This is a genomic window from Pantoea anthophila, assembly GCF_026104315.1.
GTDB classification, from domain to species: Bacteria; Pseudomonadota; Gammaproteobacteria; order Enterobacterales; family Enterobacteriaceae; genus Pantoea; species Pantoea anthophila.
The window spans coordinates 859,210-884,871 of sequence record NZ_CP110473.1 but is presented as its reverse complement, the minus strand read 5'-3'; the positions used below and the strand labels follow the sequence as shown (position 1 = coordinate 884,871).

The window sequence follows — 25,662 nt, the reverse complement described above, 5'->3', positions numbered from 1 at the left end:
TGCCTGCACTCTTTCTGTTGCCGACAATTATACTGTATAGTCATACAGTATCAAGTTTAATTTGTCAGAAATTCGCCATACAGTGTCTGCAGGGCCCATGCCACCGACTGGCGGCGTACGGCATCACGATCGCCGCTGAAATGCTGCTGAAAAGTCAGCACTTTATCTTCAGGGCCGGCCAGGCCAAACCACACCGTGCCGACCGGTTTTTCTTCACTGCCGCCATCCGGTCCGGCGATGCCGCTGACTGAAATGGCATAGTCTGCCTGAGCGGCCTGACGGGCACCCTGCGCCATCTCCCGCACCACCGCCTCGCTGACCGCACCATACTGTTCCAGCGAGGCGGCCTGTACGTTCACCAGCTGCTGTTTTGCCTCATTACTGTAGGTCACAAAACCGCGTTCAAACCAGGCGGAACTGCCACTGATATCGGTAAAGACCTTCGCAATCCATCCGCCGGTGCAGGATTCCGCACAGGTGACGGTGGCGTTGCGCTGCTTCAGCTTCTCACCTATCTGCGCGCTAAGCGCCTGCAGTTGCTGATCATCCATTGCGACTCTCCCGTGGGGTGTGGATTGAAGGTGGTGCAGAAAGCGCACTTTTTCAAGGGCTCTCTGCACTATTGCCCTGTTTTTGCGGCTGAGTTTCCAGCTCACGCCCCTTTTTTCACCGCCACCATAAAAAGACGCGGGAAAGCGAGCAACACCTGACCGTCGGCCCGGGCCGGATAGGCACTGAGCAGCTGCTGATGATAATCGGCGAGAAACGCCGCCTGGGATGCCTCATCCAGTGACGCCAGGAACGGGCGCAAGCCTGTTGCCTGCAGCCAGCTGATAATCGCCTGCGCATCAGCCATGACGTGATAATAGGTGGTGCGCCAGATATCCACCTCACAGTCCGCCTGGGTGAGCAAATCGTAATAGGCGCCGGCAGAGAGCAGCGCGACACGATCAGCGGTGCGGATCTGTGAACGCCAGCGCGCGGATGCGGCGACCTCACGCATCAGCTGGTGCGAGGGTTCATTGAGGTTATCCGGCATCTGAACCGCCAGTACACCACCGGGGGCCAGCTGCCTGACCAGATGGGGGAACAGCGCAGTGTGATCATCCAGCCACTGCAGGGAAGCGTTGGCGTAGATGACCTGCTGCGGGACCTCTGCCTGCCAGCTGCGGATGTCCGCCTGCACAAAGCGGCAGTGTGGCAGGCGTTCACGGGCCTGCGTTAACATCGCTGCGGAACTGTCCAGTCCGGTAATCTGCGCCAGCGGCCAGGCATCAGCGAGCAGCTCCGTGCTGTTGCCCGGCCCGCATCCCAGATCGGTGACCTGCTCAACCTGCTCCGGACGGATACGCGCCAGCAGCTCATGCGCCGGACGTGTGCGTTCCGCTTCAAATTTACGATACAGCACGGGATCCCACTCTTTCATCCTGACCTCTCATTCAGCAATCAGCCCTTCGTTTACTGAGACGGATGAAAGGCAAAAAAGTGCGACCCGTGACGGCGTTTTACTGACTGTACAGTTAGCGGCGGCGGAAAAAGGGGGGAGAGGAAGGCGGAACCGGATAAGGCAGAGTGAGCGCGGGCGCGTCCTTGCGCCCCTGAACTCAGTTCTTTTTCACAAACTCAGATTTTAATTTCATCGGGCCAAAGCCGTCGATTTTGCAATCGATGTTGTGGTCCCCTTCAACCAGACGAATGCTTTTTACTTTGGTGCCGATCTTCAGTGAAGAGGAGCTGCCCTTCACCTTGAGATCTTTGATCACCGTGACGCTGTCGCCATCCGCCAGCAGATTGCCGTTGGCATCACGCACTTCCAGTTGTGCGTTGCTGCTGTCGCCCTCTCCTTCGGTCCAGATATGACCGCAGGAGGGGCAGTTGAGGTTGTCACCATCTTGCCAGGTGTAATCGGCGTGACAGGCTGGGCAGGCAGGTAAAGACATAACGACTCCAGAGATAACTGTGGCTGTGTGGCCTGAAAAGGCCGACATCATATAACCTTACAGTTAACAAGGGTAGCCTTTATAACAGACCACCCTGTCGCGCTTTGCCGACCGCCTCACCCAGCTGCCACACCGCCATCGCATAGTGGGTGCTGTGGTTATAGCGGGTGATGACATAAAAATTGGGCAAGCCATACCAGTACTGATAACTGGTGCCGAGATCGAGCCGCAGCAGACTCACCTCATCGTTGCCGTCCAGCGAGCCCTGAGGAGATAATCCTGAGGCCGCCAGCATGCTCACGCTGTAGCGGGTTTTGAAGCCATCATCCAGCATCGGTGCCTGACCGCTGGCCGGAACGGCAACATTTTCACCGCTGCGCCAGCCATGTTTCTGGAAGTAGTGCGCCACGCTGCCGATCGCATCCACCGGATCCCAGAGATTAGCATGACCGTCGCCGTTGAAATCAACCGCATACTCCTGATAAGAAGAGGGCATAAACTGACCATAGCCCATCGCGCCGGCGAAAGAGCCTTTCAGCGCCAGCGGGTCATCCTGCTCTTTACGCGACATCAGCAGGAAGGTTTCCAGCTCGCTGCTGAAGTACTCAGCACGGCGTGGATAGTTGAACGACAGGGTCGCCAGCGCATCCAGAATGCGCGTTTTCCCCATGACGCGCCCCCAGCGGGTTTCCACGCCGATGATGCCGACAATAATTTCCGGCGGCACGCCGTAAACCTGCTGCGCGCGCTGCAGCGCATCCTGATACTGGTTCCAGAACGCTACCCCGTTTTGCACGTTATCCGGCGTAATGAATTTGTTGCGATAGCGGATCCAGGCCCCGTTAGGACCTGGCGCAGGCGTATAGCTCGGGGCCTGACGATCCATCAGCCGCAGCACATAATCCAGCCGTTTTGCCTGACCGATAATGTCGTGCAGTTGCTGACGATCAAAGTCATGCTCTTTCACCATCTTATCGATAAATTTCTCGGCGGCCGGATTGCCGGCAAAATCGCCAGACATGCCCGATCCGTTATGCGACGGCTGCAGTAAAAAACCGCCCTGCGGCGCAGCCAGCATCTTCTGCCGGGAGGGAACGTCAGGTTTGCTACTGCAGGAGGCCAGAAGCGGAATAAGGGCAAGGAGGGCTAGCTTGAGACGCATCGGTTATCCATAAACGAGGGGGTAAAATCAGATGCGGTAATAGTAGACGTTCAGCGCAGCGACATACAGGGCAAATTCTTAAAAAAACGTCAAGGCTGACACCGGTGAAAACCGCCGCAGGGCTGCCCTGCCCCCGCGGCGGCTCAGCATTCAGCGACGGTTTCTGACCAGCTGATAGCGCCGGGTCAGGTACTCAACCGGTGCGCTCCAGATATGCACCAGCCGGCAGAAGGGGAACAGCAGGAACAGGGTCATCCCCAGCACCATATGGACGCGGTAGATCACTGCCACCCCGGCCAGATGCTGTGAAGCACCGCCGTGGAAAGTCACCACCGCCTGTGCCCAGCCCACCAGCTTCATCATTTCACTGCCATCCATATGCTGAGCAGAGAAGGGAATGGTCAGCAGGCCCAGCGTGGCCTGCACCACCAGCAGGGTCAGGATCAGAATATCGCCGACGCTGCTGGTCGCCCGCACTCGCGGATGGGTCAGACGACGCTTCAGCAGCAGCGCTCCCCCGGCCAGCGTCATCGCCCCGAACAGGCCACCCGCCACCATCGCCAGCTTCTGCTTCACGTCGATCGGCAGAAACGACTCATACATCCAGTGCGGCGTCAGCATCCCGACGAAATGCCCGAAGAAGATGCCGATAATGCCGATGTGGAACAGGTTAGAGGCGAGCTGCATCCCCTTTTTATCCAGCATCTGACTGGAACCCGCCCGCCAGCTGTACTGCCCGTAGTCATAGCGCAGCCAGCTCCCCACCAGAAAAACCGTTCCGGCAAGATAGGGGTAAATATCGAAGAAGAAAGTGTTCAGAACATTCATGCTGACTCTCCTGTAGGGCGTGCCGTCGCCGCGGCAATATCCAGATAGTGCGGCGCGACCGCATCGGCGAAACGACGCTGATGCATCGCCTGCTGCGCTGAGACACAGCCCTGCTCGCCGAGAAATTTAATCTGCTCCTCTTCCCAGACCGCATCCAGCGCCGCCGGGGTGTCGTCACGCGCTTCCTTCGCCACCTGCGGCCGGAGGGCGGCCGGGTCAGCCGCGCTGCCCGCCAGCGTCAGTAACAGCGTGAAAAGGTCGGCATAGGGACTCTGGCGCGCTTCCAGACGCGCCGCCAGCAGAGCCAGAATCGGCACGATATCCTCCAGTCCCTGACGCGCCGCCTCGTCACTTTGACAGGCGAGATACTCCAGATAGAGCGGCAGAAAGTCGGGCAGCTCCTTACTGTCCAGCTCCAGACCGGCGGCCCGGTAGTGCGCCAGCAGATCGACCATCGCCTGACCGCGATCGCGGGATTCGCCATGCACATGCTCAAACAGCAGCAGCGAAGTGGCGCGGCCGCGATCAAACAGGGCGCAGTAGTCCGCCTGCGCATCCAGCAGTGGCCGCGCACAGAGCTGCTGAATAAACTGCTGCAGCCCTGCCCGCTGCGGCAGATCAAGTTCCTCTGCCGCGTCCAGCGCCGCGATCAGCTCAGAGTGATGAGCAAACAGCGCCTCGTCCGGGTAATCCAGCAGCCGTGACAGCATCCGTAACGTCATCATGAGGCATCCTCCTGGCGGCGGGTCTGACTGGCGATGTCGATGGCATCAATGCGACGGCTGTTAAACAGATTGAACCGGCTGTCGCTGCCGTGGCAGCCATCGCCAAAGCTAAAGCCGCAGCCTTTACTTTCCGGGAAGGCTTCACGCGCCAGCTCGCGATGGCTGGAAGGCACCACAAAACGATCTTCGTAGTTGGCGATCGCCAGATAGCGGTACATCTCCTGCGCCTGTGCTTCGGTCAGGCCGACCTGTTCCAGCGCCCGGCTATCGCGCTGCCCCTCCACGCTCTCAGCGCGTTTGTAGTGGCGCATCGCCAGCATCCGTTTCAGGGCCCGCAGCACCGGCGCGGTGTCGCCTGCGGTCAGCAGGTTGGCCAGATACTCAACCGGGATGCGCAGGCTCTCCACATCCGGCAGCACGCCAGTGTGAGCCAGTGCGCCGCCATCCACCGCCGACTGAATTGGTGACAGTGGCGGCACATACCAGACCATCGGCAGCGTGCGGTATTCCGGATGCAGCGGCAGCGCCAGCTTCCACTCCATCGCCATTTTGTAGACCGGCGAACGCTGCGCCGCGTCGATCACGCTCTGCGCCACGCCATCTTTCAGCGCCTGGGCGATCACTGCCGGATCGTGCGGGTCAAGGAAGATATCCATCTGACGCTGGTAGAGATCTTTTTCGTTTTCCGCTGACGCCGCCTGTTCAATCCGGTCAGCGTCATAGAGCAGCACGCCGAGATAGCGGATCCGGCCGACACAGGTTTCCGAACAGACGGTCGGCTGGCCCGATTCAATGCGCGGATAACAGAAGATGCACTTCTCAGATTTGCCGCTTTTCCAGTTGAAGTAGATCTTCTTGTAGGGACAGCCGGTCAGGCACATGCGCCAGCCGCGGCATTTATCCTGATCGATCAGCACGATGCCATCTTCGCCGCGCTTGTAGATGGCGCCGCTGGGACAGGTTGCCACGCAGGCCGGATTAAGGCAGTGCTCACAGAGGCGCGGCAGGTACATCATGAAGGTGTGCTCAAACTGGCCATAGATCGCCTTCTGGATGTTATCGAAGTTCTTATCCTGCGAGCGCTTCGCAAACTCGCCGCCAAGGATCTCCTCCCAGTTCGGGCCATTCTCGATCTTTTTCATCCGCTGACCGGTGATCAGCGAGCGCGGGCGGGCGATCGGCTGCTGTTTTCCGGCGGGTGCATTGTGCAGATGCTGGTAGTCGAAATCGAACGGCTCGTAGTAATCATCCAGCGCGGGCACGTCCGGATTAGCAAAGATCTTCGACAGCAGCCCGACACGGCTGCCCATGCGCGGCTCCAGCCTGCCGTTGATCTTCCGGATCCAGCCCCCCTTCCACTTCTGCTGATCTTCCCAGGCGTGCGGATAGCCGACGCCGGGCTTGCTCTCGACGTTGTTAAACCAGGCGTATTCCATCCCCTCGCGGCTGGTCCAGACGTTTTTGCAGGTCACCGAGCAGGTGTGGCAGCCGATACATTTGTCGAGGTTCAGCACCATGCCGACCTGTGAGCGAATTTTCATGGTTTCACCTCCTGCTGGCCGCCCTGGCAGGCGTCGTGCCCTTCCCCGTCTAACCAGTCAACGTTATTCATTTTTCTCACTACCACGAACTCATCGCGGTTCGACCCGACGGTGCCGTAGTAGTTAAAGCCCCAGGAGAGCTGGGCGTAGCCGCCAATCATATGGGTCGGTTTCGGGCAGGCCCGGGTCACAGAGTTGTGGATCCCGCCGCGCTGGCGGGTGATCTCCGAACCGGGGATATTCACGATGCGTTCCTGAGCGTGATACATCATGGTCATACCGGCCGGGATGCGCTGGCTCACCACCGCGCGGGCGGTCAGGGCACCGTTGGCGTTGAACGCCTCGATCCAGTCGTTATCCGCAATGCCCAGTTCGCGGGCATCCTCTTCACTCATCCAGACAATCGGGCCGCCGCGCGACAGGGTCAGCATCAGCAGGTTGTCGCTGTAGGTGGAGTGAATGCCCCACTTCTGATGTGGCGTCAGGAAATTCAGCGCCTTCTCCGGGTTGCCGTTGGGTTTACTGTTGAGCAACGGCTTCGCTGCCCGGGTGTCAATCGGCGGACGGTAGACCATCAGGCTTTCGCCGAAGGCGCGCATCCATTCATGGTCCTGATAGAGCTGCTGACGGCCACTCAGGGTACGCCACGGGATCAGTTCATGAACGTTGGTGTAGCAGGCGTTATAGGAGACATGCTCATCTTCCAGACCTGACCAGGTCGGGCTGGAGATAATTTTGCGCGGCTGCGCCTGGATATCGCGGAAGCGGATCTTCTCATCTTCTTTGTTCAGCGCCAGGTGAGTGTGATCGCGACCGGTTATCGCGCCCAGCGCCTGCCAGGCTTTTACCGCCACCTGACCGTTGGTTTCCGGCGCCAGCGCCAGAATCACCTCGGCCGCATCAATGGCCGTGTCGATATTGGGCCGTCCCGCAGTCGGGCCATCCGCTTTGACATAGTTCAGCTGCTTCAGGAGATCGACCTCTTTGCAGGTGTTCCAGCTAATCCCTTTGCCGCCGTTGCCCTGTGCCTCCAGCAGTGGCCCCAGCGTGGTAAAGCGCGCCCAGGTCGCCGGATAGTCACGCTCCACCACCATGATGTGCGGTGCCGTTTTACCGGGGATCAGATCGCACTCCCCTTTTTTCCACTCTCTGGCTTCAAACGGCTGCGCCAGTTCGGCGGGCGAGTCGTGCAGCACCGGCAGCGTCACCACATCCGTTTCAACGCCTAGATGACCGGGGCAGAGTTCGGAAAAGGCTTTGGCGATGCCTTTGTAGATCTCCCAGTCACTTTTTGACTCCCAGGCGGGGTCGACCGCCGCCGAAAGCGGATGAATAAACGGATGCATATCCGACGTATTCATGTCGTCTTTTTCATACCAGGTGGCGGTCGGCAGCACCACATCGGAGTAGAGGCAGGTGCTCGACATACGGAAATCGAGGGTCACCACCAGATCCAGTTTTCCTTCGGCGCCCTGCGCCAGCCATTCGACTTCCTCCGGCTTCACGCGCCCCTGCTGGCCTAAATCTTTTCCCTGAATGCCGTTTTCGGTGCCGAGCAGATACTTCAGCATGTACTCATGCCCTTTCCCTGACGAGCCAAGCAGGTTAGAGCGCCAGACAAACAGGTTTCGCGGAAAGTTCTGCGGATCGTCCGGCTGTTCAGCGGCAAAGCGCAGGGTGCCCTGCTTCAGGCTCGCCACGGTATAGTCAATTACCGACTGCCCGGCGGCGCTGGCCCGGGCGGCGATGTGCAGCGGGTTGACGTTAAGCTGCGGCGCGGAAGGCAGCCAGCCCATGCGTTCGGATCGGACGTTAAGGTCGATCAGGCTGCCGCTGAAGCGGCTTTTATCGGCCAGCGGCGAGAGCAGTTCTTCGGTCGCCAGGGTTTCATAGCGCCACTGGCTGGAGTGGTTGTAAAAGAAAGAGGTGCTGTTCATCTGGCGTGGCGGACGCTGCCAGTCGAGGCCAAAGGCCAGCGGAGCCCAGCCGGTCTGCGGACGGAGTTTCTCCTGACCGACGTAATGCGCCCAGCCTCCGCCACTCTGACCGACGCAGCCGCAGAAAATCAGCAGGTTCATCAGTCCCCGGTAGTTCATGTCCATGTGATACCAGTGGTTCATACCGGCACCGACAATGATCATTGAACGTCCGTGGGTTTTCTCCGCGTTCCCGGCAAACTCGCGCGCGAGGCGGATGATGTTCTGCCGGGAGACGCCGGTGATCTGCTCCGCCCAGGCGGGACTGTAGGCTTTGATCTCATCATAGTTTTGCGCGCAGTGAGCATCACCCAGACCGCGATCCAGACCGTAGTTCGCCAGGGTCAGATCGTAGACGCTGGCGACCCGGGCTTCGCTGCCATCTGCCAGCGTCAGGCGTCTGACCGGCAGCTTATGCAGCAGGATCTCATCCAGCGCCACGCTGTTAAAATGGTCGCTGGTGATGCCGCCGAAGTAAGGGAAACCGACCTCGACCACCTCATCGTGGCTGCCGAGCAGACTCAGCTGCAGCTCCACCTCTTTTTGCGACAGGCCATCGCGCTGCTCCAGATTCCATTTCCCTTTTTCACCCCAGCGGAAGCCGATCGCGCCCTGAGGGGCCACCAGATCGCCGGTGGTCTGATCCAGCGCCACCGTTTTCCATTCCGGGTTGTTTTTCTGACCCAGCCCATCGACCAGATCGCTGGCGCGCAGCTGGCGACCCGCGGCATAAAATCCGCCTTCGCGCGGCTCCAGCAGTACCAGCATCGGCATGTCGGTGTAGCGGCGCACATAGTCGCGGAAATAGGGGACATCACGGTTGAGGTGAAACTCTTTCAGCATCACGTGGCCCATCGCCAGCGCCATCGCGCTGTCGGTGCCCTGCTTCGGACTCAGCCACTGGTCGCACAGCTTCGCGACTTCGGCATAGTCCGGGGTGATCGCCACGGTTTTCGTCCCCTTGTAGCGGACTTCGGTAAAGAAGTGCGCATCCGGGGTGCGGGTCTGTGGCACGTTTGAGCCCCAGGCAATGATGTAGGAAGCGTTATACCAGTCGGCGGATTCCGGCACGTCTGTCTGCTCGCCCCAGGTCATCGGTGAGGCCGGTGGCAGGTCACAATACCAGTCATAGAAGCTCAGGCAGGTGCCGCCAATTAACGACAGGTAACGCGCCCCGGCGGCATAGGAGACCATCGACATGGCCGGAATCGGCGAGAAGCCGACCACGCGATCAGGGCCGTAGGTTTTGGCCGTGCAGATATTCGCGGCGGCAATCAGCTCATTCACCTCCTGCCAGCTGGATCGCACAAACCCGCCGCGTCCGCGCGCCTGTTTATAGCTGCGCGCTTTTTCCGGATCGCGGATGATGGAGGCCCAGGCCTCTACCGGATCGCTATGCTGCGCCTTCGCCTCGCGCCAGAGCTGGATCAGCGTCTTACGCATCAGCGGATATTTCAGACGGTTGGCGCTGTAGAGATACCAGGAGTAGCTGGCACCGCGTGGACAGCCGCGCGGTTCATGGTTCGGCAGGTCGGGACGGGTGCGGGGGTAGTCAGTCTGCTGGGTCTCCCAGGTAACCAGGCCGTTTTTGACGTAGATTTTCCAGCTGCACGAGCCGGTGCAGTTAACGCCGTGGGTGGAGCGCACGACTTTATCGTGCTGCCAGCGACTGCGGTAGCCATCTTCCCAGTCACGGTTGCTGTTCAGCGTCTGACCATGCTGGCCGGAAAAGGGCTCAGCCAGCTGTTTGAAATAGCGGAATCGATCGAGAAATTTGCTCATCCGGAAGGCTCCTGAAGGCCTGGTGTCACATTGCTTACTCTGCATGCGTGCTGATGCAGAAAATAAAGGGAGTGCCGGTGCGCCACACCGGCGTTGTCGTTATCCGGCGCGCGCTTTTCGTCCGTAGACCCGCCAGGTCACGGCGATACAGCAGAGGTAGAAGACCAGAAAGATTTTCATCGCCCCGGCCGGAGAGCCGGTCATGGCAAGCGAGAGGCCAAAGGTCTGCGGAATAAAGAAGCCGCCCAGCGCGCCGATAGCGGAGATAAAGCCAAGCGCCGCGGAGGTTTCTGTGGCGGCTTCCCGCTGTGCCAGCGCCTCGTCACCGCCTTCGGCCTTGATGCGTTCCAGCGTCAGACGGCGGAAGATCACGGCAATCATCTGGTAGGTGGAACCGCTGCCGAGGCCGGAAGTGAGGAACAGGCCCATAAACAGGGCGAAGAAGGCGACGAACGATCCCTGATGTCCGGCTCCCGGCAGCGTGAGGAACAGCAGCGCAGCAAACAGCGCCATCAGCACGTAGTTGATCAGGGTGACGCGGGTTCCGCCGAAGCGATCCGAGATCATGCCGCCTGCTGAGCGCGCCAGTGCGCCAATCAGCGGGCCAAAAAAGGCGTAGTGCATAATCACCACCCCGGGAAACTGCGTCTTTGTCAGCATGGCGAAGCCGGCTGAAAAGCCGATAAAGGAGCCGAAGGTCGCCAGATAGAGCAGCGCCATGATCCAGAGGTGCGGACGTTTCAGCACCGGCAACTGTTCGCGCAGCGAGGATTTCGCTGCCGCCAGATCGTTCATCCCCAGCCAGGCGGCCAGCGTGCCGATGGCCAGAAACGGCACCCAGATCCAGGCCGCATTTTCCAGCCAGAGGCTATCGCCGCTCGCGGTGACTTGCCCTCCATCGGCAAAACCAAAAATGGCGCAGGAGATCGCCAGCGGGGCAACAAACTGCATGACGCTGACGCCGAGGTTTCCCAGGCCGCCATTGATGCCCAGCGCGCCGCCCTGACGGGCTTTGGGAAAGAAGAAGCTGATGTTGCCCATGCTGGAGGCGAAGTTCGCCCCCCCGAAACCGCACAGCAGAGCGATCGCCATAAAGGTGGCGAAGGAGGTCTGGCTGTCCCTCACCGCAAAACCGAGCCACAGGCAGGGGACGATCAGGATGCCGGTGCTGAAGGCGGTCCAGCGGCGTCCGCCAAAGACGGGAATCACAAATGAGTAGGGCACACGCAGCAGCGCGCCGGAGACCGACGGCAGCGCGGTCAGCAGAAAGAGCTGTTCGGTGCTGAAGCGGAAGCCGACCTTATTCAGGTTAACCGCGACGGTGCTGAACAGCATCCAGACGCAGAAGCTCAACAGCAGACAGAAGACAGAGATCCAGAGGTTGCGGCTGGCGATGCGTTTACCCCGCGCCTGCCAGAAGGCCGCATTTTCCGGTTGCCACTCCTGGATCGGTGCGCCGCGCGTCGGGGTTTGCAAAGGGGCAGATTGGGTCATGACTCTCTCATCAGCAGAAGAATAATGGGGCATATCCTGCGTATCCGCCCTGCCCGCTTGCTTGATACAAATCAACGGCAATGCAGGTTATCCGGGCGTGGTCATCCTGCCTCAGCCGGGATAAGTAGCGGAGAGGCAGCAGAGAGTCATTGCAAATCATAAGGTTAATCGGCTGCACTGAAAATGGTGAGCCGGGGAGAGGGAAAATGGAAATAAAGGAGTAGTCCTTTGGGGGTATATAGCGTCCCCGCCTCACCGGTAAGATAGGCCCACGCCCGATCCGGACGGGCAGCGGCGACAGGAACAGGAGTCATGGTGACGGCAGAGACATTTACGCTTTTATTGATCGACGACCACCCCATGCTGCGCAACGGGCTGAAGCAGCTAATCGCGCTGGATGAGAGACTGCAGGTGGTTGCCGAGGCGGGAAACGGTGCGCAGGGCGTGGCGCTGGCGCAGCAGCACGATCCTGACCTGATCCTGCTGGATCTGAATATGCCGGGACTGAATGGGCTGGATACCCTGACCCGACTGCGCGAAGCCCCCCTCTCCGGGCGGGTGGTGGTGTTCAGCGTGTCGGATGAGGAAGAGGATGTCGTCAACGCACTGCAGCGCGGCGCCGATGGCTATCTGCTGAAGGATATGGAGCCGGAAGCGTTGCTGAAAGCCCTGCATCAGGCGGCGGCCGGTCAGATCGTACTGAGCGAGGCGTTAACGCCAATGCTGGTCACCCGGCTGCGCGACGCCCGGCCTGCCCGGCCGCGTGACATCACGCAGCTGACCCGACGCGAACGCGAAATCCTGCAGCTGATCAGCGACGGGATGACCAACAAAGCGATCGCCCGTAAGCTGGCCATCAGCGAAAGCACCGTTAAGGTCCACGTCAAATATCTGCTGAAGAAGATGAAGCTTAAATCCCGGCTGGAAGCCGCGGTCTGGGCGCTGCAACACGGGCTGAACTGACCTGGCTGCCTGTAAATGGTGCGTCAGAAGTCATAGAGCTTAACGGGGTTATCACGCAGTATTCTCTGCCGATCCCGGCTCTCCGGCGCCCAGACCCGCATCAGATCGAGTAACACCGCATCGTCCGGCTTATGGTTGTCCGGTTCGGTCGGGTGCGGCCAGTCGCTGCCCCACAGCAGCCGTTCCGGGTTAATCTGCACCAGTTTCTGTGCCACCGGCGTCACATCGTTATAGCCCGGCGCGCCGGTTAAGGAGTCGATATAAATTCCGGAGAGTTTTATCCAGCTTCTCCCGCCATCCAGCATCCGCTGCAGCGTGGCAAACACCGGCGACGTAATGCCCTCCGGCTGCGGCACGTGCCCCATATGATCGATCACCACCGGGGTCGGGAGTTTTTGCAGCCGGCTTTCCAGTTCGGTTAAGTGTTTACCAGAGGTCACCACCTGAATATGCCAGTTCAGGGGATTCACGCGTGCTGCTAACTTCTCCATATCATTAAGGTTAACCGCGCTGTAACGCAGATTAAACCGGATCCCCCTGACGCCCGCCTGATGCAGCTTCTGCAGTTCATCATCGCTGACCGACGAATCCAGCACCACCACGCCGCGCGCATTTCCCCCGCTCGCCGCCAGGCCATTCAGCAGGACGCTGTTATCGGTTCCATAGCGGGAGGGCGTGACAATCACCATCCGGTTGATGCCCAGTCTCTGCTGAAGCTTCCGATAGTCTTCCAGTGAGGCGTTCGCCGGATTCATCAGTTTTGTGCCAGGCACGGCAGGACAGCGGCTGTCGTACAGATGCATATGGCAATCGACGCTGCCTGGCGGCGGAATCAGCTGAGGTTTTTTCTCGCCCGAACTGTAAGGCACGTTTGCAAAGACGGGAAACGTCGCCGCGAAAGCCAGCGCCGCGCCTGAGTGTAAGAAATGCCGACGGGTTAGTGACATTTATCCTCCTGATAATTAAGCTCATTAAAGCCGTTATTCAGACTTTCCGTTCCATCCTGAGCGCGACGTCATCATCCCGGCAAACTCTCCCGGTCGCCGCTATGACGGCGTGATGCTGACCTGACTGCGCCGGGTAAATTTTGCGCGCTGAAAATGTAACCCGTTGATTCAACCACTTTTGTCCGCCGGGTGCAGATGTGCGTGCCGCTTCTTTGACCGGTGTCTCTTTTTCAGGCGGGCACGGCGGACTGATTTCCTTTAATCCGCGCGACCCTGCCGGTGAACCGCACGCTCCGCGCGCAGCCGCCTGATCGGCAATTCCCCGGTGCGCTATCCTGTCAGAAATCGCGAGCCGCCTCGCAACAGCACATCAGAGAGTGCAAAAGTGACATTTTTCTGTCGCCAGCCGCCCTGCCATTTGCCAGGATGCCTCCTGGCCGGTCAGGTTCACGGTCTGTGCATCAGGCTGGCATATGCCCTGCCCTATTCGTTATCATCTGATTATCCTGCGCGCCTGGAATCCCTTTCGGTTTCATGGGCGTTGACCGCCAGAAATTTACCGCATCAAAAATGAGTTAAAACCTTATGCAAGAGCCAACCGAAAAGGACTTTCCTTCTCACACGCCCATGATGCAGCAGTACCTGCGCCTCAAGGCAGAGCACCCTGACATTCTGCTGTTTTACCGTATGGGTGACTTCTACGAGCTGTTTTATGACGACGCGAAACGTGCCTCACAGCTGCTGGAGATTTCGCTGACCAAACGCGGCGCGTCGGCAGGCGAACCGATCCCGATGGCCGGTGTGCCCTATCATGCGGTTGAGGGGTATCTGGCTAAGCTGGTGCAGCTGGGCGAATCCGTGGCGATCTGTGAGCAGATCGGTGACCCGGCGCTGAGCAAAGGTCCGGTTGAGCGCAAAGTGGTGCGTATCGTTACGCCGGGAACCATCAGCGATGAGGCGCTGTTACAGGAGCGGCACGACAACCTGCTGGCAGCGATTGTGCAAAGTCCGCGGGGATTTGGCTACGCCACGCTCGATATCAGCTCGGGCCGTTTTCGCCTCAGCGAACCTGCCGATGCCGAAACTATGGCGGCAGAGCTGCAGCGCACCAACCCGGCCGAGCTGCTCTACCCTGAAGATTTCCAGGCGATGTCACTGATCGATCAGCGTCGTGGCCTGCGCCGCCGTCCGCTGTGGGAGTTTGAGATCGACACCGCCCGGCAGCAGCTCAATCTGCAGTTCGGCACCCGTGACCTTAACGGGTTTGGCGTGGAGAATGCGCAGCTCGGACTGAGTGCGGCGGGCTGTCTGCTGCAGTATGCCAAAGATACCCAGCGCACTACCCTGCCACACATCCGCTCGCTGAGCATGGAGCGGCAGCAGGACAGCATCATTATGGATGCGGCCACCCGCCGTAATCTGGAGATCACCCAGAACCTGGCAGGCGGCACCGACAACACCCTGGCGGCCGTGCTGGACAAAACGGTCACCCCGATGGGAAGCCGCATGCTCAAACGCTGGCTGCATATGCCGCTGCGCGACGTGCGCACGATCACCCAGCGTCAGGAGTCGATTGCAGAACTGCAGCCTCTCAGTGAGGTGCTTCAGCCGGTGTTGCGTCAGGTCGGCGATCTGGAACGAATCCTGGCCCGCCTGGCGCTGCGCACCGCCCGCCCGCGCGATCTGGCCCGCATGCGGCACGCTTTTCAGCAGCTGCCGGAGCTTAACCAGCTGCTGGCCGATGTTGAAGCGCCACAGCTGCAGAAGCTGCGCACCCAGATGGGCGAGTTCGCCGCGCTGCGTGAGCTGCTGGAACAGGCGATCATCGACTCCCCGCCGGTGCTGATCCGCGACGGCGGCGTGATTGCTCCCGGTTACAACGCCGAGCTGGATGAGTGGCGTGCGCTGGCCGATGGTGCAACGGACTATCTCGACAGGCTGGAGATTCGCGAACGCGAGAAGCTGGGACTGGATACCCTTAAGGTTGGCTTTAACGGCGTACACGGCTACTTCATTCAGGTAAGCCGCGCGCAGAGCCATCAGGTGCCGATGCACTATGTCCGTCGTCAGACCCTGAAAAATGCGGAACGCTACATCATCCCGGAGCTGAAGGAGTACGAAGACAAGGTGCTCACCTCGAAGGGGAAAGCGCTGTCGCTGGAAAAAAGCCTCTATGAGGCGCTGTTCGATCAGCTGCTGCCGCATCTTGAAGCGTTGCAGCTGAGTGCCGCGGCGCTGGCAGAGCTGGATGTGCTGAGCAATCTGGCCGAGCGTGCCTGGACGCTGAACTACTGCCGGCCGGTGTTGCAGGATAAAGCCGGAATCAAAATCAGCGGCGGTCGCCATCCGGTGGTCGAACAGGTGCTGAAAGAGCCGTTTATTGCGAACCCGCTCTCCCTGGCCCCCCAGCGCAGAATGCTGATCATCACCGGTCCGAACATGGGCGGTAAAAGTACCTACATGCGTCAGGCGGCGCTGATTGCGCTGATGGCGTGGATTGGCAGTTTTGTTCCCGCCGATGAGACGCTGATTGGCCCGCTGGATCGCATCTTCACCCGCGTCGGTGCCGCTGACGATCTCGCTTCCGGACGCTCGACCTTTATGGTGGAGATGACCGAAACCGCCAATATCCTGCACAACGCCACCGAAAACAGTCTGGTGCTGATGGATGAGATTGGACGCGGTACCTCCACCTACGACGGCTTATCGCTGGCCTGGGCCTGTGCCGAAAACCTGGCCAACCGCATCAAGGCGATGACGCTGTTCGCGACCCATTACTTCGAGCTGACCACCCTGCCGGAGAAAATGGAGGGCGTGGTCAATGTTCACCTGGACGCGGTGGAGCACGGTGACACCATCGCCTTTATGCACAGCGTGCAGGAGGGGGCCGCCAGCAAGAGCTATGGTCTGGCCGTGGCAGCGCTGGCGGGGGTGCCCAAAGAGGTCATCAGGCGCGCGCGCAGCAAGCTGAAAGAGCTGGAGACCGTCTCCAGTCACTCCGCCTCATCGACGGTCGACGGTTCTCAGCTGCCGCTGCTGGTTGAAGAGACCTCACCGGCGGTAGAAGCCCTGGAGGCGCTGGACCCGGATACGCTGACGCCGCGTCAGGCGCTCGACTGGATCTATCGCCTTAAGTCGCTGGTCTGAAGGTTCGCCGTGCCGCGTGAAAGCGCGGACAGGCCCGCTACGTTTCTGCCTGACCTTTTCTGCAGGCATAAAAAAAGCGGTGGTTTTCACCACCGCTTTTCGCATTCATGCTCAGATCAATTATTCACGAAACAGTGCTTCAATGTTGAGGCCCTGCGCCTGCAGGATTTCGCGCAGACGGCGCAAACCTTCAACCTGAATCTGACGGACACGCTCACGGGTTAAGCCGATTTCACGGCCGACATCCTCAAGCGTTGCCGCTTCATAGCCCAACAGGCCGAAACGACGTGCCAGCACTTCGCGCTGCTTGGCGTTCAGTTCGAACAGCCATTTGACGATGCTTTGTTTCATGTCATCGTCCTGCGTGGTGTCTTCCGGGCCGTTGTCTTTCTCATCGGCCAGAATATCCAGCAGCGCTTTTTCAGAATCACCGCCTAATGGCGTGTCAACCGAGGTAATGCGTTCGTTGAGACGCAACATACGGCTTACGTCATCAACCGGTTTATCAAGCTGCTCCGCGATCTCTTCCGCACTCGGCTCATGGTCGAGCTTGTGGGACAGTTCACGCGCAGTACGCAGATAAACATTCAGTTCTTTAACAATGTGAATCGGCAGACGGATAGTACGGGTTTGATTCATGATCGCCCGTTCAATGGTCTGACGAATCCACCAGGTGGCGTACGTTGAGAAACGGAACCCGCGCTCCGGGTCAAATTTCTCAACGGCGCGAATCAGGCCGAGGTTACCTTCTTCAATCAGGTCCAGCAGGGCTAAACCACGATTGCTGTAACGACGGGCGATTTTCACCACCAGGCGTAAGTTACTTTCGATCATACGGCGACGGGAAGGAATATCACCCCGCAATGCACGGCGAGCGAAGAAAACTTCTTCCTCTGCCGTTAACAACGGAGAATAGCCAATCTCCCCAAGATAGAGCTGCGTCGCATCTAAAACACGCTGCGTCGCACCCTGTGATAGCAACTCTTCTTCCGCTACGTCGCTATCACTGGCTTCGTTTTCAACGAGTGCTTTCTCGTCAAAAATTTCAGCTCCGTTCTCATCGAATTCCGCGTTCTCATGTAACTCGTTTACTTTCAGCGTATTCTGGCTCATAAGCGGCTCCTACCCGTGATTCCAGGGCAGAACATAAAAAGGGTCTGTTCTGCCGGATTATCGCTGCGGTAAATAACGCAACGGGTTTACGGATTTCCCCTTGTAACGAATTTCAAAATGTAATCTGACTGAACTGGTTCCGGTGCTACCCATGGTAGCGATCTTCTGCCCCGCCTTAACTTCCTGTTGTTCCCGAACCAGCATTGTATCGTTGTGGGCGTAGGCACTCAGGTAATCATCGTTGTGTTTAATGATGATTAAATTACCGTACCCCCGGAGTGCGTTACCTGCGTAAACCACGCGTCCTGATGCGGTGGAAACGACAGATTGTCCGCGCGTTCCGGCGATATCGATCCCTTTATTGCCACCTTCGGCGGCAGAGAAGTTATCGATAATCTTCCCATCGGTCGGCCAGCGCCAGCTTCCGACCGGCGTTGAACTGTTGGTGGTACTGCTCACCGTTGGGGGGGCGGTAACGACTGGAGCTGTTGTCGTTGCAACATTTGCTCCTTTCGAAGGCAACAATTTGCTGCCACCCGAATTACCCGAATCATCAGAATACGTAATAACAGGTTGCTGTGCAACAACAGGCGCTTTAATTTGTGGCGACGCCGGGACACCGCCCTGCGTTGCATCAGCAACGGTAATGGGATTTCCGCCCGTAATCGGCTGACCTGACCCATTTCCAATCTGCAGCGTTTGCCCCACATTCAGGCTATAGGGCGCCGGAACGTTGTTGCGCTGGGCTAAATCGCGGAAGTCGTTGCCGGTAATCCAGGCAATGTAAAACAATGTGTCACCGCGCTTAACGGTATATGTTTCACCGGAGTAACTACCCTTTGGAATATTCTGATAACTGCGGTTGTACACAATCCGGCCATTCTGTGTCTCAACATTATCGCTGGTACTAATCATTCCACCGCTACGGGGAGCAGATCCTGAATTTGTGCTTAACATTTGTCCCTGGGCAGGTGTGGCAGGTACGCCGCCCGAAACCATGCCTGTGTCAGACGGGCTGCTGTTCATGCCGCCATTGTCGCCCACGCGACTGATGGGCGCCTGCGAGTTGTCGCTGGAGCTGCAGCCTGCCAGCCAGAAACCTACCAGTGAAAGCGCCGCCAGACGGCGTAACTGAAAAAGTGTGCTTCCCGTGCTCATTAATCCCCCGTGATGGCAACTCTGATCTATCTGTTTCACTGTATCTGCCAGCAGAATGCTCTGCGTGACGCGATAAAAGCTGTGTTTTCGTTAGGTAAACCGGATAGTAACAACATCAGGTACGTGGTGCCATGAAACAGTTGTGAAGAAATACGTAGAGGGTCAGGCCAGGTCGCCCTGCACCAGCGGAACAAAACGCACCGGCTCGATGGTCTCTTCCGTCACCTCTTTTCCCTGACGACGCAGCCGTTTCAGTACCTGCTGATCTTCCCCCACCGGCAGCACCATAATGCCGCCTTCTGCCAGCTGCGCTATCAGCGCAATCGGAATTTCCGGCGGGGCCGCCGTGACGATAATCGCATCGAACGGGCCACGGGATGGCCAGCCCTGCCAGCCGTCGCCATGGCGGGTGGAGACATTGTGCAGATCGAGCTGTTTCAGCCGGCGCTTGGCCTGCCACTGCAGCCCTTTAATCCGCTCCACGGAATAGACGTGATCAACCAGGTGGGCCAGAATGGCGGTCTGATAACCCGAACCGGTGCCGATCTCCAGCACCCGCGAATGGGGATTCAGCCCGAGCAGCGCGGTCATCCGCGCCACCATGTAAGGCTGTGAGATGGTCTGACCGGAGCCAATAGGCAGGGCGACATTGTCCCAGGCCTTGTGCTCGAACGCCTCATCGATAAAGCGTTCGCGTGGCACCTCGCTGATGGCTTTCAGCAGGTTTTCGTCATGGATGCCCTGCTGACGCAGTTGTGACAGCAACGTCTCAATACGCCGATTCACCATGCCAGATTCACCTCAGCTTTCGCCAGCCAGTCGCTGAGCACCTCCTGGGCACTGTGCGCCGTTAAATCGACGTGCAGCGCGGTGACAGAGACATAGCCCTGATCTACGGCGGCGAAGTCCGTATCCGGCCCGGCATCCAGTTTTTCACCCGGCGGGCCAATCCAGTAGAGGGTATTGCCGCGCGGGTCCTGCTGCGCAATCACCTGATCGGCCGGATGGCGGCTGCCACAGCGCGTCACGCGAATGCCCCGGAGTTCGGAGAGCGGCAGATCAGGCACGTTGATATTGAGAATGCGACCGGTGCGCAGCGGCTCATGCGTCAGCGCCCGGAGAAGCGCACAGGTCACCGCCGCGGCTGTCTCATAGTGCTGATGACCATTGAGCGAAACGGCCACCGCCGGTAAGCCCAGGTGCCTCCCCTCCATCGCCGCCGCGACCGTGCCGGAGTAAATCACATCATCCCCCAGGTTGGGACCGGCATTAATGCCTGACACCACAATATCGGGCCGCGGCTGCATCAGGGCATTCACCCCCAGATAGACACAGTCGGTCGGGGTACCCATCTGCACCGCGATATCGCCGTTTTCATGGGTGAACGTTCGCAGGGGCGTTTCCAGGGTGAGCGAGTTTGACGCACCGCTTCGGTTACGATCGGGGGCAACCACCTGCACGTCAGCAATCTGCCGCAGGGCTTTCGCCAGAGTCTGAATACCTGGCGCATGAATGCCGTCATCGTTGCTGAGCAATATCCGCATTTCGTTCTGACCTTTTTTTATTCGACTGATCGCCGCGACTGAACCTGTCTGAACGGCATGGCAACAGGTGAGGAATGGGCGGCGATTTTTGCATTCTAGCGAGGCACGCAAGGAAGTGGTAGGCGTAAATCACACAGCAGAGGGGGGTTGCCGCAACATTCCCCACACAGCGGTTCAGGTTGCGGCGAAGATTACTCATCAATCTGATCGGACGCGTCGGCCTGAACCAGCAGTTCTCTGACGACGCTGGTGGCGAAGCTGCCTGCGGGCAGCCAGAACGTCAGCTCCAGCGTCACCTCATCCCACCAGCTCCAGCGCAGATCGCGCGGCACGACCAGCATGGCACGGCGTGCGGCATCCACCCGCTCGCGCTCAACCAGGCCGGTGAGCAGCGTTTCGCCAGCCAGCACCTGCTCTTCAAAGGCCAGCGCATCCGCCTGCGGACCCGGCTCGCCCCGCCCCGGCAGCGGCGCGGTGATGCGCAGTTCATGCTGTTCAACCCGGCGCTGGCACGCTTCCAGCTCATCCGGCTGCGCAACAAACCAGCTGCCTCGCCCGGTCAGCTGCAGGGCATCGCCGTTAAGGACCTGACTCAGGCCGCCCTGCTGCGCCAGACGCGCACTGGTCACCTGATTAAACAGCGCACTGCGCGCGGCAGAGAGCATCAGGCTGCGCTTGTTGCGATCGCGCAGGGTAATCTCGTTGCGCGCCCACTTCTCTGCGATCACCAGGTTATTGCCGCCGCGCCCGAAACGCTGCTCACCGAAATAGTTCGGCACACCCGCGTCACAAATCTGCGTCAGGCGCGTCTCAACCGCCTCACGGTCACTGATCTGGCGGATGACCAGCCGGAACGCATTTCCGGCCAGCGCGCCGGTGCGCAGCTTGCGCTTGTGGCGTACCGCCTGCAGGATCTCAACCCCCTCCAGCGCAAAACCGCGCAGATCGGGCATCGCATTCCCCGGCAGACGGAAACAGAGCGTCTGCTCCGTCACGGCATGGCGATCCTTCATCCCGGCATAGCTCATGTCACGCTGATGCACACCGAGATATTTCGCCAGCGCCTCCGCCACGAAGCGGGTATTCGCGCCCACTTTACGGATGCGCACCAGCAGATGCTCACCTTCCCCATCCGGGCCATAACCGAGATCTTCAACCACCACAAAATCTTCCGGGCTGGCTTTGATGACGCCGGTGGCAGCGGGCGTGCCGTGCAGATAGTGAAGCGTCATTGAGTGTCGGCTTTCAGCAGCAGGGCCACCGCTTCGCAGGCGATCCCTTCACCGCGCCCGGTAAAGCCCAGCTTTTCGGTCGTGGTGGCTTTGACATTGACCGCATCCATGTGACATCCCAGATCTTCCGCGATGTTGATGCGCATCTGCGGCACATGCGGCAGCATTTTCGGCGCCTGGGCAATCAGGGTGACATCCACGTTACCGATGCGATAGCCTTTGGCTTCGATACGACGCCAGGCCTCGCGCAGCAGGCCGCGGCTGTCCGCGCCTTTAAACGCGGGATCCGTGTCCGGAAACAGTTTGCCAATATCGCCCATGGCGACCGCGCCCAGCAGCGCGTCCGTCAGCGCATGCAGCGCCACATCACCATCGGAATGGGCGATAAACCCCTGCTCAAACGGGATCCGCACACCGCCAATCACTAACGGACCCTCTCCGCCAAAGGCGTGAACGTCAAAACCGTGACCGATACGCATCATGCGCTCTCCTTTAATTGAATCTGACTCAGATAAAAAGCCGCCAGCGCCAGATCTTCTGGCCGGGTGACTTTGATGTTATCACTGCGTCCGCTGACCAGCAGCGGATGGTAGCCGCAATACTCCAGCGCCGAGGCCTCATCCGTAATGGTTACGCCCTCGGTCAGTGCCCGCGTCAGGCAGGCTGTCAGCAGCGCATGCGGGAAAAACTGGGGGGTTAAGGCGTGCCAGAGATCGTCACGCTCTACCGTGTGGGCCACCGCGGCTTTGCCCGGCTCGCCCCGCTTCATGGTGTCGCGCACCGGTGCGGCCAGAATCCCGCCGACGTGGCTCTGTTCGCGCACGTTAAGCAGCTGCTGCAGGTCGTCGGGATGCAGACAGGGACGGGCAGCATCGTGAACCAGAACCCACGCGGAACCCTGCGCGGCCTGCAGGCCAGCCAGCACCGATTCGGCGCGGGTCTCTCCGCCAGTGACCCTGAGCACGCGCGGATCGCGCGCCAGCGGCAGTGAGGCGAAGTGCTGATCGTCGGGACTGAGGGCGACAATAACCTGTTTAATGGCAGGATGGGAAAACAGACGTGCAATGCTGTGTTCCAGAAGGGTGTGCTGACCAATCGTCAGATACTGCTTAGGACAGGTTGCCTGCATGCGGCTGCCGATCCCGGCCGCGGGCACCACGGCAATCACATCCGCAAGGGAGGCCAGAGTATTCATGTTTTATCGTTGTTGGTTTTGCGCTGATTGTTGCGCGTTGCGTTTGTTCTGGTCAGGCACCAGACGATAGAAGGTCTCACCGGGCTTAATCATGCCCAGCTCATTGCGTGCACGCTCCTCGATCGCTTCCGAGCCGCCATTGAGGTCATCAATTTCGGCAAACAGCTGATCGTTGCGCGATTTCAGTTTGGCATTGTTAGCCTGTTGCACCGCGACATCATCATTGACGCGCGTATAGTCGTGGATGCCATTTTTCCCCAGCCACAATGAATATTGCAGCCAGCCGAGCAGCACCAGTAACAGTAACGTCAGTTTTCCCATCCCGCCCCCTAAAAACGGCCCAATCATCCCATAACTTTGCACAGGACTCCACACCAGCGGAGAAAATGGCGCGCTTTGCCGCGCGTCTGCACAAAATATGAATCAGCAGCGATTCCGGGGGGAAAAGATTTGTAACCGGCCGATGCGTTTGCACATCAGCGCAGGAGCATCAGCGCTTACCAGCCGGAGAGAAAAGAGAACATTAACCAGAAGAGGGAGACCACCAGAATCACGGTGGCGAGTGCGGTCCAGAGCCACTGTCCGCTGAGCAGGGTATTCAGGGCAATACCGGCGACCACCGCAACCGGCAGCAGCGCCAGAAAGAATGGCCAGGTATAAAGAAAGAAAAACAGCGTGTTAGAGCCGAACAGCAGGAACGGGATCGCCAGCGCACACCAGTAAGCGAGAAAGCCGATCACGCAGCCCGGCAGCAGTGAGCGCGGCTCATCCGGGTTGGTGTCATCTTTACGAGCGAGCAGTGGGGTTATGTTCTGCATAGGCATCCTGTTGGTGCGAGGGCGGCAAATCAGAGACGATTTGCCGCTGTCTCTTCAGGATCTGATGATATCGCGGTCACGCAGCAGGTCTAACAATTGGGCGGCCAGTTTTGTAACCAATTGTTCGCCATCCAGCTGAATTTCCGGGCTATCGGGGGCTTCGTAAACGCTGTCGATGCCGGTGAAGTTTCGCAGTTCTCCGGCCCGGGCTTTGCGATATAACCCTTTAGGATCGCGCGCCTCACACACCGCTAACGGCGTATCGACAAACACCTCGATAAACTGTCCCGGTTCCAGCAGATCGCGCACCATCTGCCGCTCGGCGCGATGCGGTGAAATAAAGGCGGTGAGCACCACTAATCCGGCATCCACCATCAGTTTCGCCACTTCACCGACCCGACGGATATTCTCTTTACGGTCGTCATCGCTGAAACCGAGGTCACGGCACAGGCCGTGACGCACATTATCCCCATCCAGCAGATAGGTGCTGACACCGATGCGGTGCAGCGCCTGCTCCAGCGCACCGGCGACCGTGGATTTCCCCGAGCCCGACAGCCCGGTGAACCACAGCACCACGCCCTGATGGCCGTGCTGCTGTTCGCGTGCCGCGCGGGTGACCGGATGGTCATGCCACACCACGTTATCGTCGTGCTGCGCCATTATTGACCGCCCAGCAGATCGCGCGCGTTCCAGTGTGGGAAGTGACGGCGCACCAGCGCATTCAGTTCCAGCTCAAAGGCGCTGAACTCACCCGTACTGGCCGGCACATCCTGGTTGGGCTGATGGATCATGCCCGCCCCGACCGTGACGTTGCTCAGGCGATCGATAAAGATCATGCCGCCGGTCACCGGGTTCTGCTGATAGCTGTCGAGCACCATCGGTTCATTGAAGACGATCTCAATGCGGCCGATTCCGTTCAGCGGCAGCGCATCGACCTGATGGGTCGCCAGCGAGTTGATGTCGACCTGGTGCAGCACCTTTTCGACCCGGCCACGGGTTTTCTTACCGGCGATTTTCAGATCGTAGCTCTGACCCGCCTGCAGCGGCTGCTCGGCCATCCACACCACGTCTACGCTGGCCGACTGCACTGCCGTCAGCGTTTCGCTGGCGTCCACCAGCAGATCGCCACGGCTGATATCAATCTCATCCTGCAGCACCAGGGTAATCGCCTCCCCTGCTCCCGCGTCCTGCAGATCGCCATCAAAGGTCACAATGCGGGCAATCGTCGACTCCACGCCAGACGGCAGCACTTTAACGCGCTGCCCCACCTGTACGCTGCCTGACGCCAGGGTACCGGCATAGCCACGGAAATCGAGGTTAGGACGGTTCACATACTGCACCGGGAAACGCATCGGCTGATGGTCGACAACGCGCTTCAGCTCCACGGTCTCCAGCACGTCCAGTAGCGTCGGGCCGGTGTACCACGGCATGGTCTGGCTGGCCGTCGCAACGTTGTCCCCTTCCAGCGCCGACATCGGCACAAAGCGGATGTCGAGATCGTCCGGCAGCTGGGCGGCGAAATCGAGATAATCCTGTTTGATCGCCTCGAAGCGATCCTGACTGTAGTCCACCAGATCCATCTTATTGATCGCCACCACCAGGTTCTTAATGCCCAGCAGCGTCGAGATAAAGCTGTGACGACGGGTCTGATCCAGCACGCCTTTTCGCGCGTCGATCAGCAGGATCGCCAGGTCGCAGGTGGAGGCCCCGGTCGCCATGTTGCGGGTGTACTGCTCATGGCCCGGCGTGTCGGCAATAATGAATTTACGCTTTTCGGTCGAGAAGTAGCGGTAGGCCACGTCGATGGTAATGCCCTGCTCACGCTCCGCCTGCAGACCGTCTACCAGCAGCGCCAGATCGAGCTTCTCGCCCTGGGTGCCGTGACGTTTGCTGTCGTTGTGCAGTGAAGAGAGCTGGTCTTCATAGATCTGACGGGTGTCGTGCAGCAGACGCCCAATCAGCGTACTTTTTCCATCGTCCACGCTGCCGCAGGTCAGAAAACGCAGCAGGCTCTTGTGTTGCTGAGCGGTCAGCCAGGCTTCAACGCCGCCCTGGTCGGCAATCTGTTGTGCAATTACGGTATTCATCTGGCGTCTC

23 protein-coding genes are annotated in these 25,662 nt (G+C 59.3%); 2 read left to right on the top strand and 21 right to left on the bottom strand.

Going from position 1 to position 25,662, the window contains the following annotated elements:
• Positions 1-56 precede the first annotated feature (56 nt).
• From pncC to OJ965_RS06685, 9 genes are all read right to left on the bottom strand, one after another.
• A complete protein-coding gene (gene pncC, locus OJ965_RS06725; protein ID WP_046102442.1) occupies positions 57-551 on the bottom strand; it encodes a nicotinamide-nucleotide amidase in 495 nt (164 codons plus the stop codon).
• A 101-nt stretch (positions 552-652) separates the two neighbouring features.
• On the bottom strand, positions 653-1,426 hold the full coding sequence (gene tam, locus OJ965_RS06720) for a trans-aconitate 2-methyltransferase (protein ID WP_265138441.1): 774 nt from the start codon (positions 1,424-1,426) through the stop codon (positions 653-655).
• Between the two features lie 178 nt (positions 1,427-1,604).
• Positions 1,605-1,940: a zinc ribbon domain-containing protein YjdM gene (locus OJ965_RS06715; protein ID WP_058958497.1), complete on the bottom strand. Its 336-nt coding sequence runs from the start codon at positions 1,938-1,940 to the stop codon at positions 1,605-1,607.
• Between the two features lie 79 nt (positions 1,941-2,019).
• On the bottom strand, positions 2,020-3,102 hold the full coding sequence (gene mltB / locus OJ965_RS06710) for a lytic murein transglycosylase B (RefSeq protein ID WP_033736026.1): 1,083 nt from the start codon (positions 3,100-3,102) through the stop codon (positions 2,020-2,022).
• 150 nt (positions 3,103-3,252) lie between these two features.
• Positions 3,253-3,930, bottom strand: a complete 678-nt coding sequence (gene narI / locus OJ965_RS06705) for a respiratory nitrate reductase subunit gamma (protein WP_265138440.1) — start codon at positions 3,928-3,930, stop codon at positions 3,253-3,255.
• Positions 3,927-4,655 (bottom strand): nitrate reductase molybdenum cofactor assembly chaperone, encoded by a 729-nt coding sequence (gene narJ, locus OJ965_RS06700; protein WP_265138438.1) that lies wholly within the window; start codon positions 4,653-4,655, stop codon positions 3,927-3,929. The genes narI and narJ overlap by 4 nt, the downstream gene beginning before the upstream one ends.
• On the bottom strand, positions 4,652-6,196 hold the full coding sequence (narH, locus tag OJ965_RS06695; protein WP_265138437.1) for a nitrate reductase subunit beta: 1,545 nt from the start codon (positions 6,194-6,196) through the stop codon (positions 4,652-4,654). Before narH ends, narJ begins: the two co-directional genes overlap by 4 nt.
• Complete coding sequence (locus OJ965_RS06690; protein ID WP_265138436.1) at positions 6,193-9,954, bottom strand: nitrate reductase subunit alpha; 3,762 nt, start codon at positions 9,952-9,954, stop codon at positions 6,193-6,195. Before OJ965_RS06690 ends, narH begins: the two co-directional genes overlap by 4 nt.
• Before the next feature lie 99 nt (positions 9,955-10,053).
• The gene (locus OJ965_RS06685; protein ID WP_140925067.1) at positions 10,054-11,448 is read right to left on the bottom strand and encodes a NarK family nitrate/nitrite MFS transporter; all 1,395 of its coding nucleotides are present in this window, start codon (positions 11,446-11,448) and stop codon (positions 10,054-10,056) included.
• 312 nt (positions 11,449-11,760) lie between these two features.
• Here OJ965_RS06685 and narL point away from each other — a divergent pair, with 312 nt between their 5' ends.
• Positions 11,761-12,411, top strand: coding sequence for a two-component system response regulator NarL (narL, locus tag OJ965_RS06680; protein WP_265138433.1), 651 nt, complete (start codon positions 11,761-11,763; stop codon positions 12,409-12,411).
• 23 nt (positions 12,412-12,434) lie between these two features.
• Here the strand turns inward: narL and OJ965_RS06675 are convergent, their stop codons facing one another.
• Complete coding sequence (locus tag OJ965_RS06675; RefSeq protein ID WP_265138431.1) at positions 12,435-13,358, bottom strand: amidohydrolase family protein; 924 nt, start codon at positions 13,356-13,358, stop codon at positions 12,435-12,437.
• 585 nt (positions 13,359-13,943) lie between these two features.
• Between OJ965_RS06675 and mutS the strand changes: the two genes are divergently transcribed.
• The gene (gene mutS / locus OJ965_RS06670; RefSeq protein ID WP_009086921.1) at positions 13,944-16,505 is read left to right on the top strand and encodes a DNA mismatch repair protein MutS; all 2,562 of its coding nucleotides are present in this window, start codon (positions 13,944-13,946) and stop codon (positions 16,503-16,505) included.
• 120 nt (positions 16,506-16,625) lie between these two features.
• Here the strand turns inward: mutS and rpoS are convergent, their stop codons facing one another.
• From rpoS to cysN, 11 genes are all read right to left on the bottom strand, one after another.
• Complete coding sequence (gene rpoS / locus OJ965_RS06665; RefSeq protein WP_009086923.1) at positions 16,626-17,618, bottom strand: RNA polymerase sigma factor RpoS; 993 nt, start codon at positions 17,616-17,618, stop codon at positions 16,626-16,628.
• A gap of 57 nt (positions 17,619-17,675) precedes the next feature.
• Positions 17,676-18,776, bottom strand: coding sequence for a murein hydrolase activator NlpD (gene nlpD, locus OJ965_RS06660; protein WP_009086925.1), 1,101 nt, complete (start codon positions 18,774-18,776; stop codon positions 17,676-17,678).
• 162 nt (positions 18,777-18,938) lie between these two features.
• Complete coding sequence (locus tag OJ965_RS06655; protein ID WP_009086927.1) at positions 18,939-19,565, bottom strand: protein-L-isoaspartate(D-aspartate) O-methyltransferase; 627 nt, start codon at positions 19,563-19,565, stop codon at positions 18,939-18,941.
• Positions 19,559-20,320: a 5'/3'-nucleotidase SurE gene (gene surE, locus OJ965_RS06650; RefSeq protein WP_046102451.1), complete on the bottom strand. Its 762-nt coding sequence runs from the start codon at positions 20,318-20,320 to the stop codon at positions 19,559-19,561. Before surE ends, OJ965_RS06655 begins: the two co-directional genes overlap by 7 nt.
• Positions 20,321-20,511: 191 nt before the next feature.
• Entirely contained in the window at positions 20,512-21,552 is a 1,041-nt protein-coding gene (gene truD / locus OJ965_RS06645) for a tRNA pseudouridine(13) synthase TruD (RefSeq protein ID WP_265138421.1), read from the bottom strand.
• A complete protein-coding gene (gene ispF, locus OJ965_RS06640) occupies positions 21,549-22,031 on the bottom strand; it encodes a 2-C-methyl-D-erythritol 2,4-cyclodiphosphate synthase (RefSeq protein WP_009086933.1) in 483 nt (160 codons plus the stop codon). Before ispF ends, truD begins: the two co-directional genes overlap by 4 nt.
• A complete protein-coding gene (gene ispD, locus OJ965_RS06635) occupies positions 22,031-22,747 on the bottom strand; it encodes a 2-C-methyl-D-erythritol 4-phosphate cytidylyltransferase (protein WP_265138418.1) in 717 nt (238 codons plus the stop codon). Before ispD ends, ispF begins: the two co-directional genes overlap by 1 nt.
• Before the next feature lie 3 nt (positions 22,748-22,750).
• Positions 22,751-23,068, bottom strand: a complete 318-nt coding sequence (ftsB, locus tag OJ965_RS06630; RefSeq protein ID WP_009086936.1) for a cell division protein FtsB — start codon at positions 23,066-23,068, stop codon at positions 22,751-22,753.
• A 176-nt stretch (positions 23,069-23,244) separates the two neighbouring features.
• Positions 23,245-23,565, bottom strand: coding sequence for a DUF3561 family protein (locus OJ965_RS06625; protein WP_265138416.1), 321 nt, complete (start codon positions 23,563-23,565; stop codon positions 23,245-23,247).
• A gap of 54 nt (positions 23,566-23,619) precedes the next feature.
• A complete protein-coding gene (gene cysC / locus OJ965_RS06620; protein WP_265138414.1) occupies positions 23,620-24,225 on the bottom strand; it encodes an adenylyl-sulfate kinase in 606 nt (201 codons plus the stop codon).
• On the bottom strand, positions 24,225-25,652 hold the full coding sequence (cysN, locus tag OJ965_RS06615) for a sulfate adenylyltransferase subunit CysN (protein WP_140925053.1): 1,428 nt from the start codon (positions 25,650-25,652) through the stop codon (positions 24,225-24,227). Before cysN ends, cysC begins: the two co-directional genes overlap by 1 nt.
• Between the last annotated feature and the right edge of the window lie 10 nt (positions 25,653-25,662).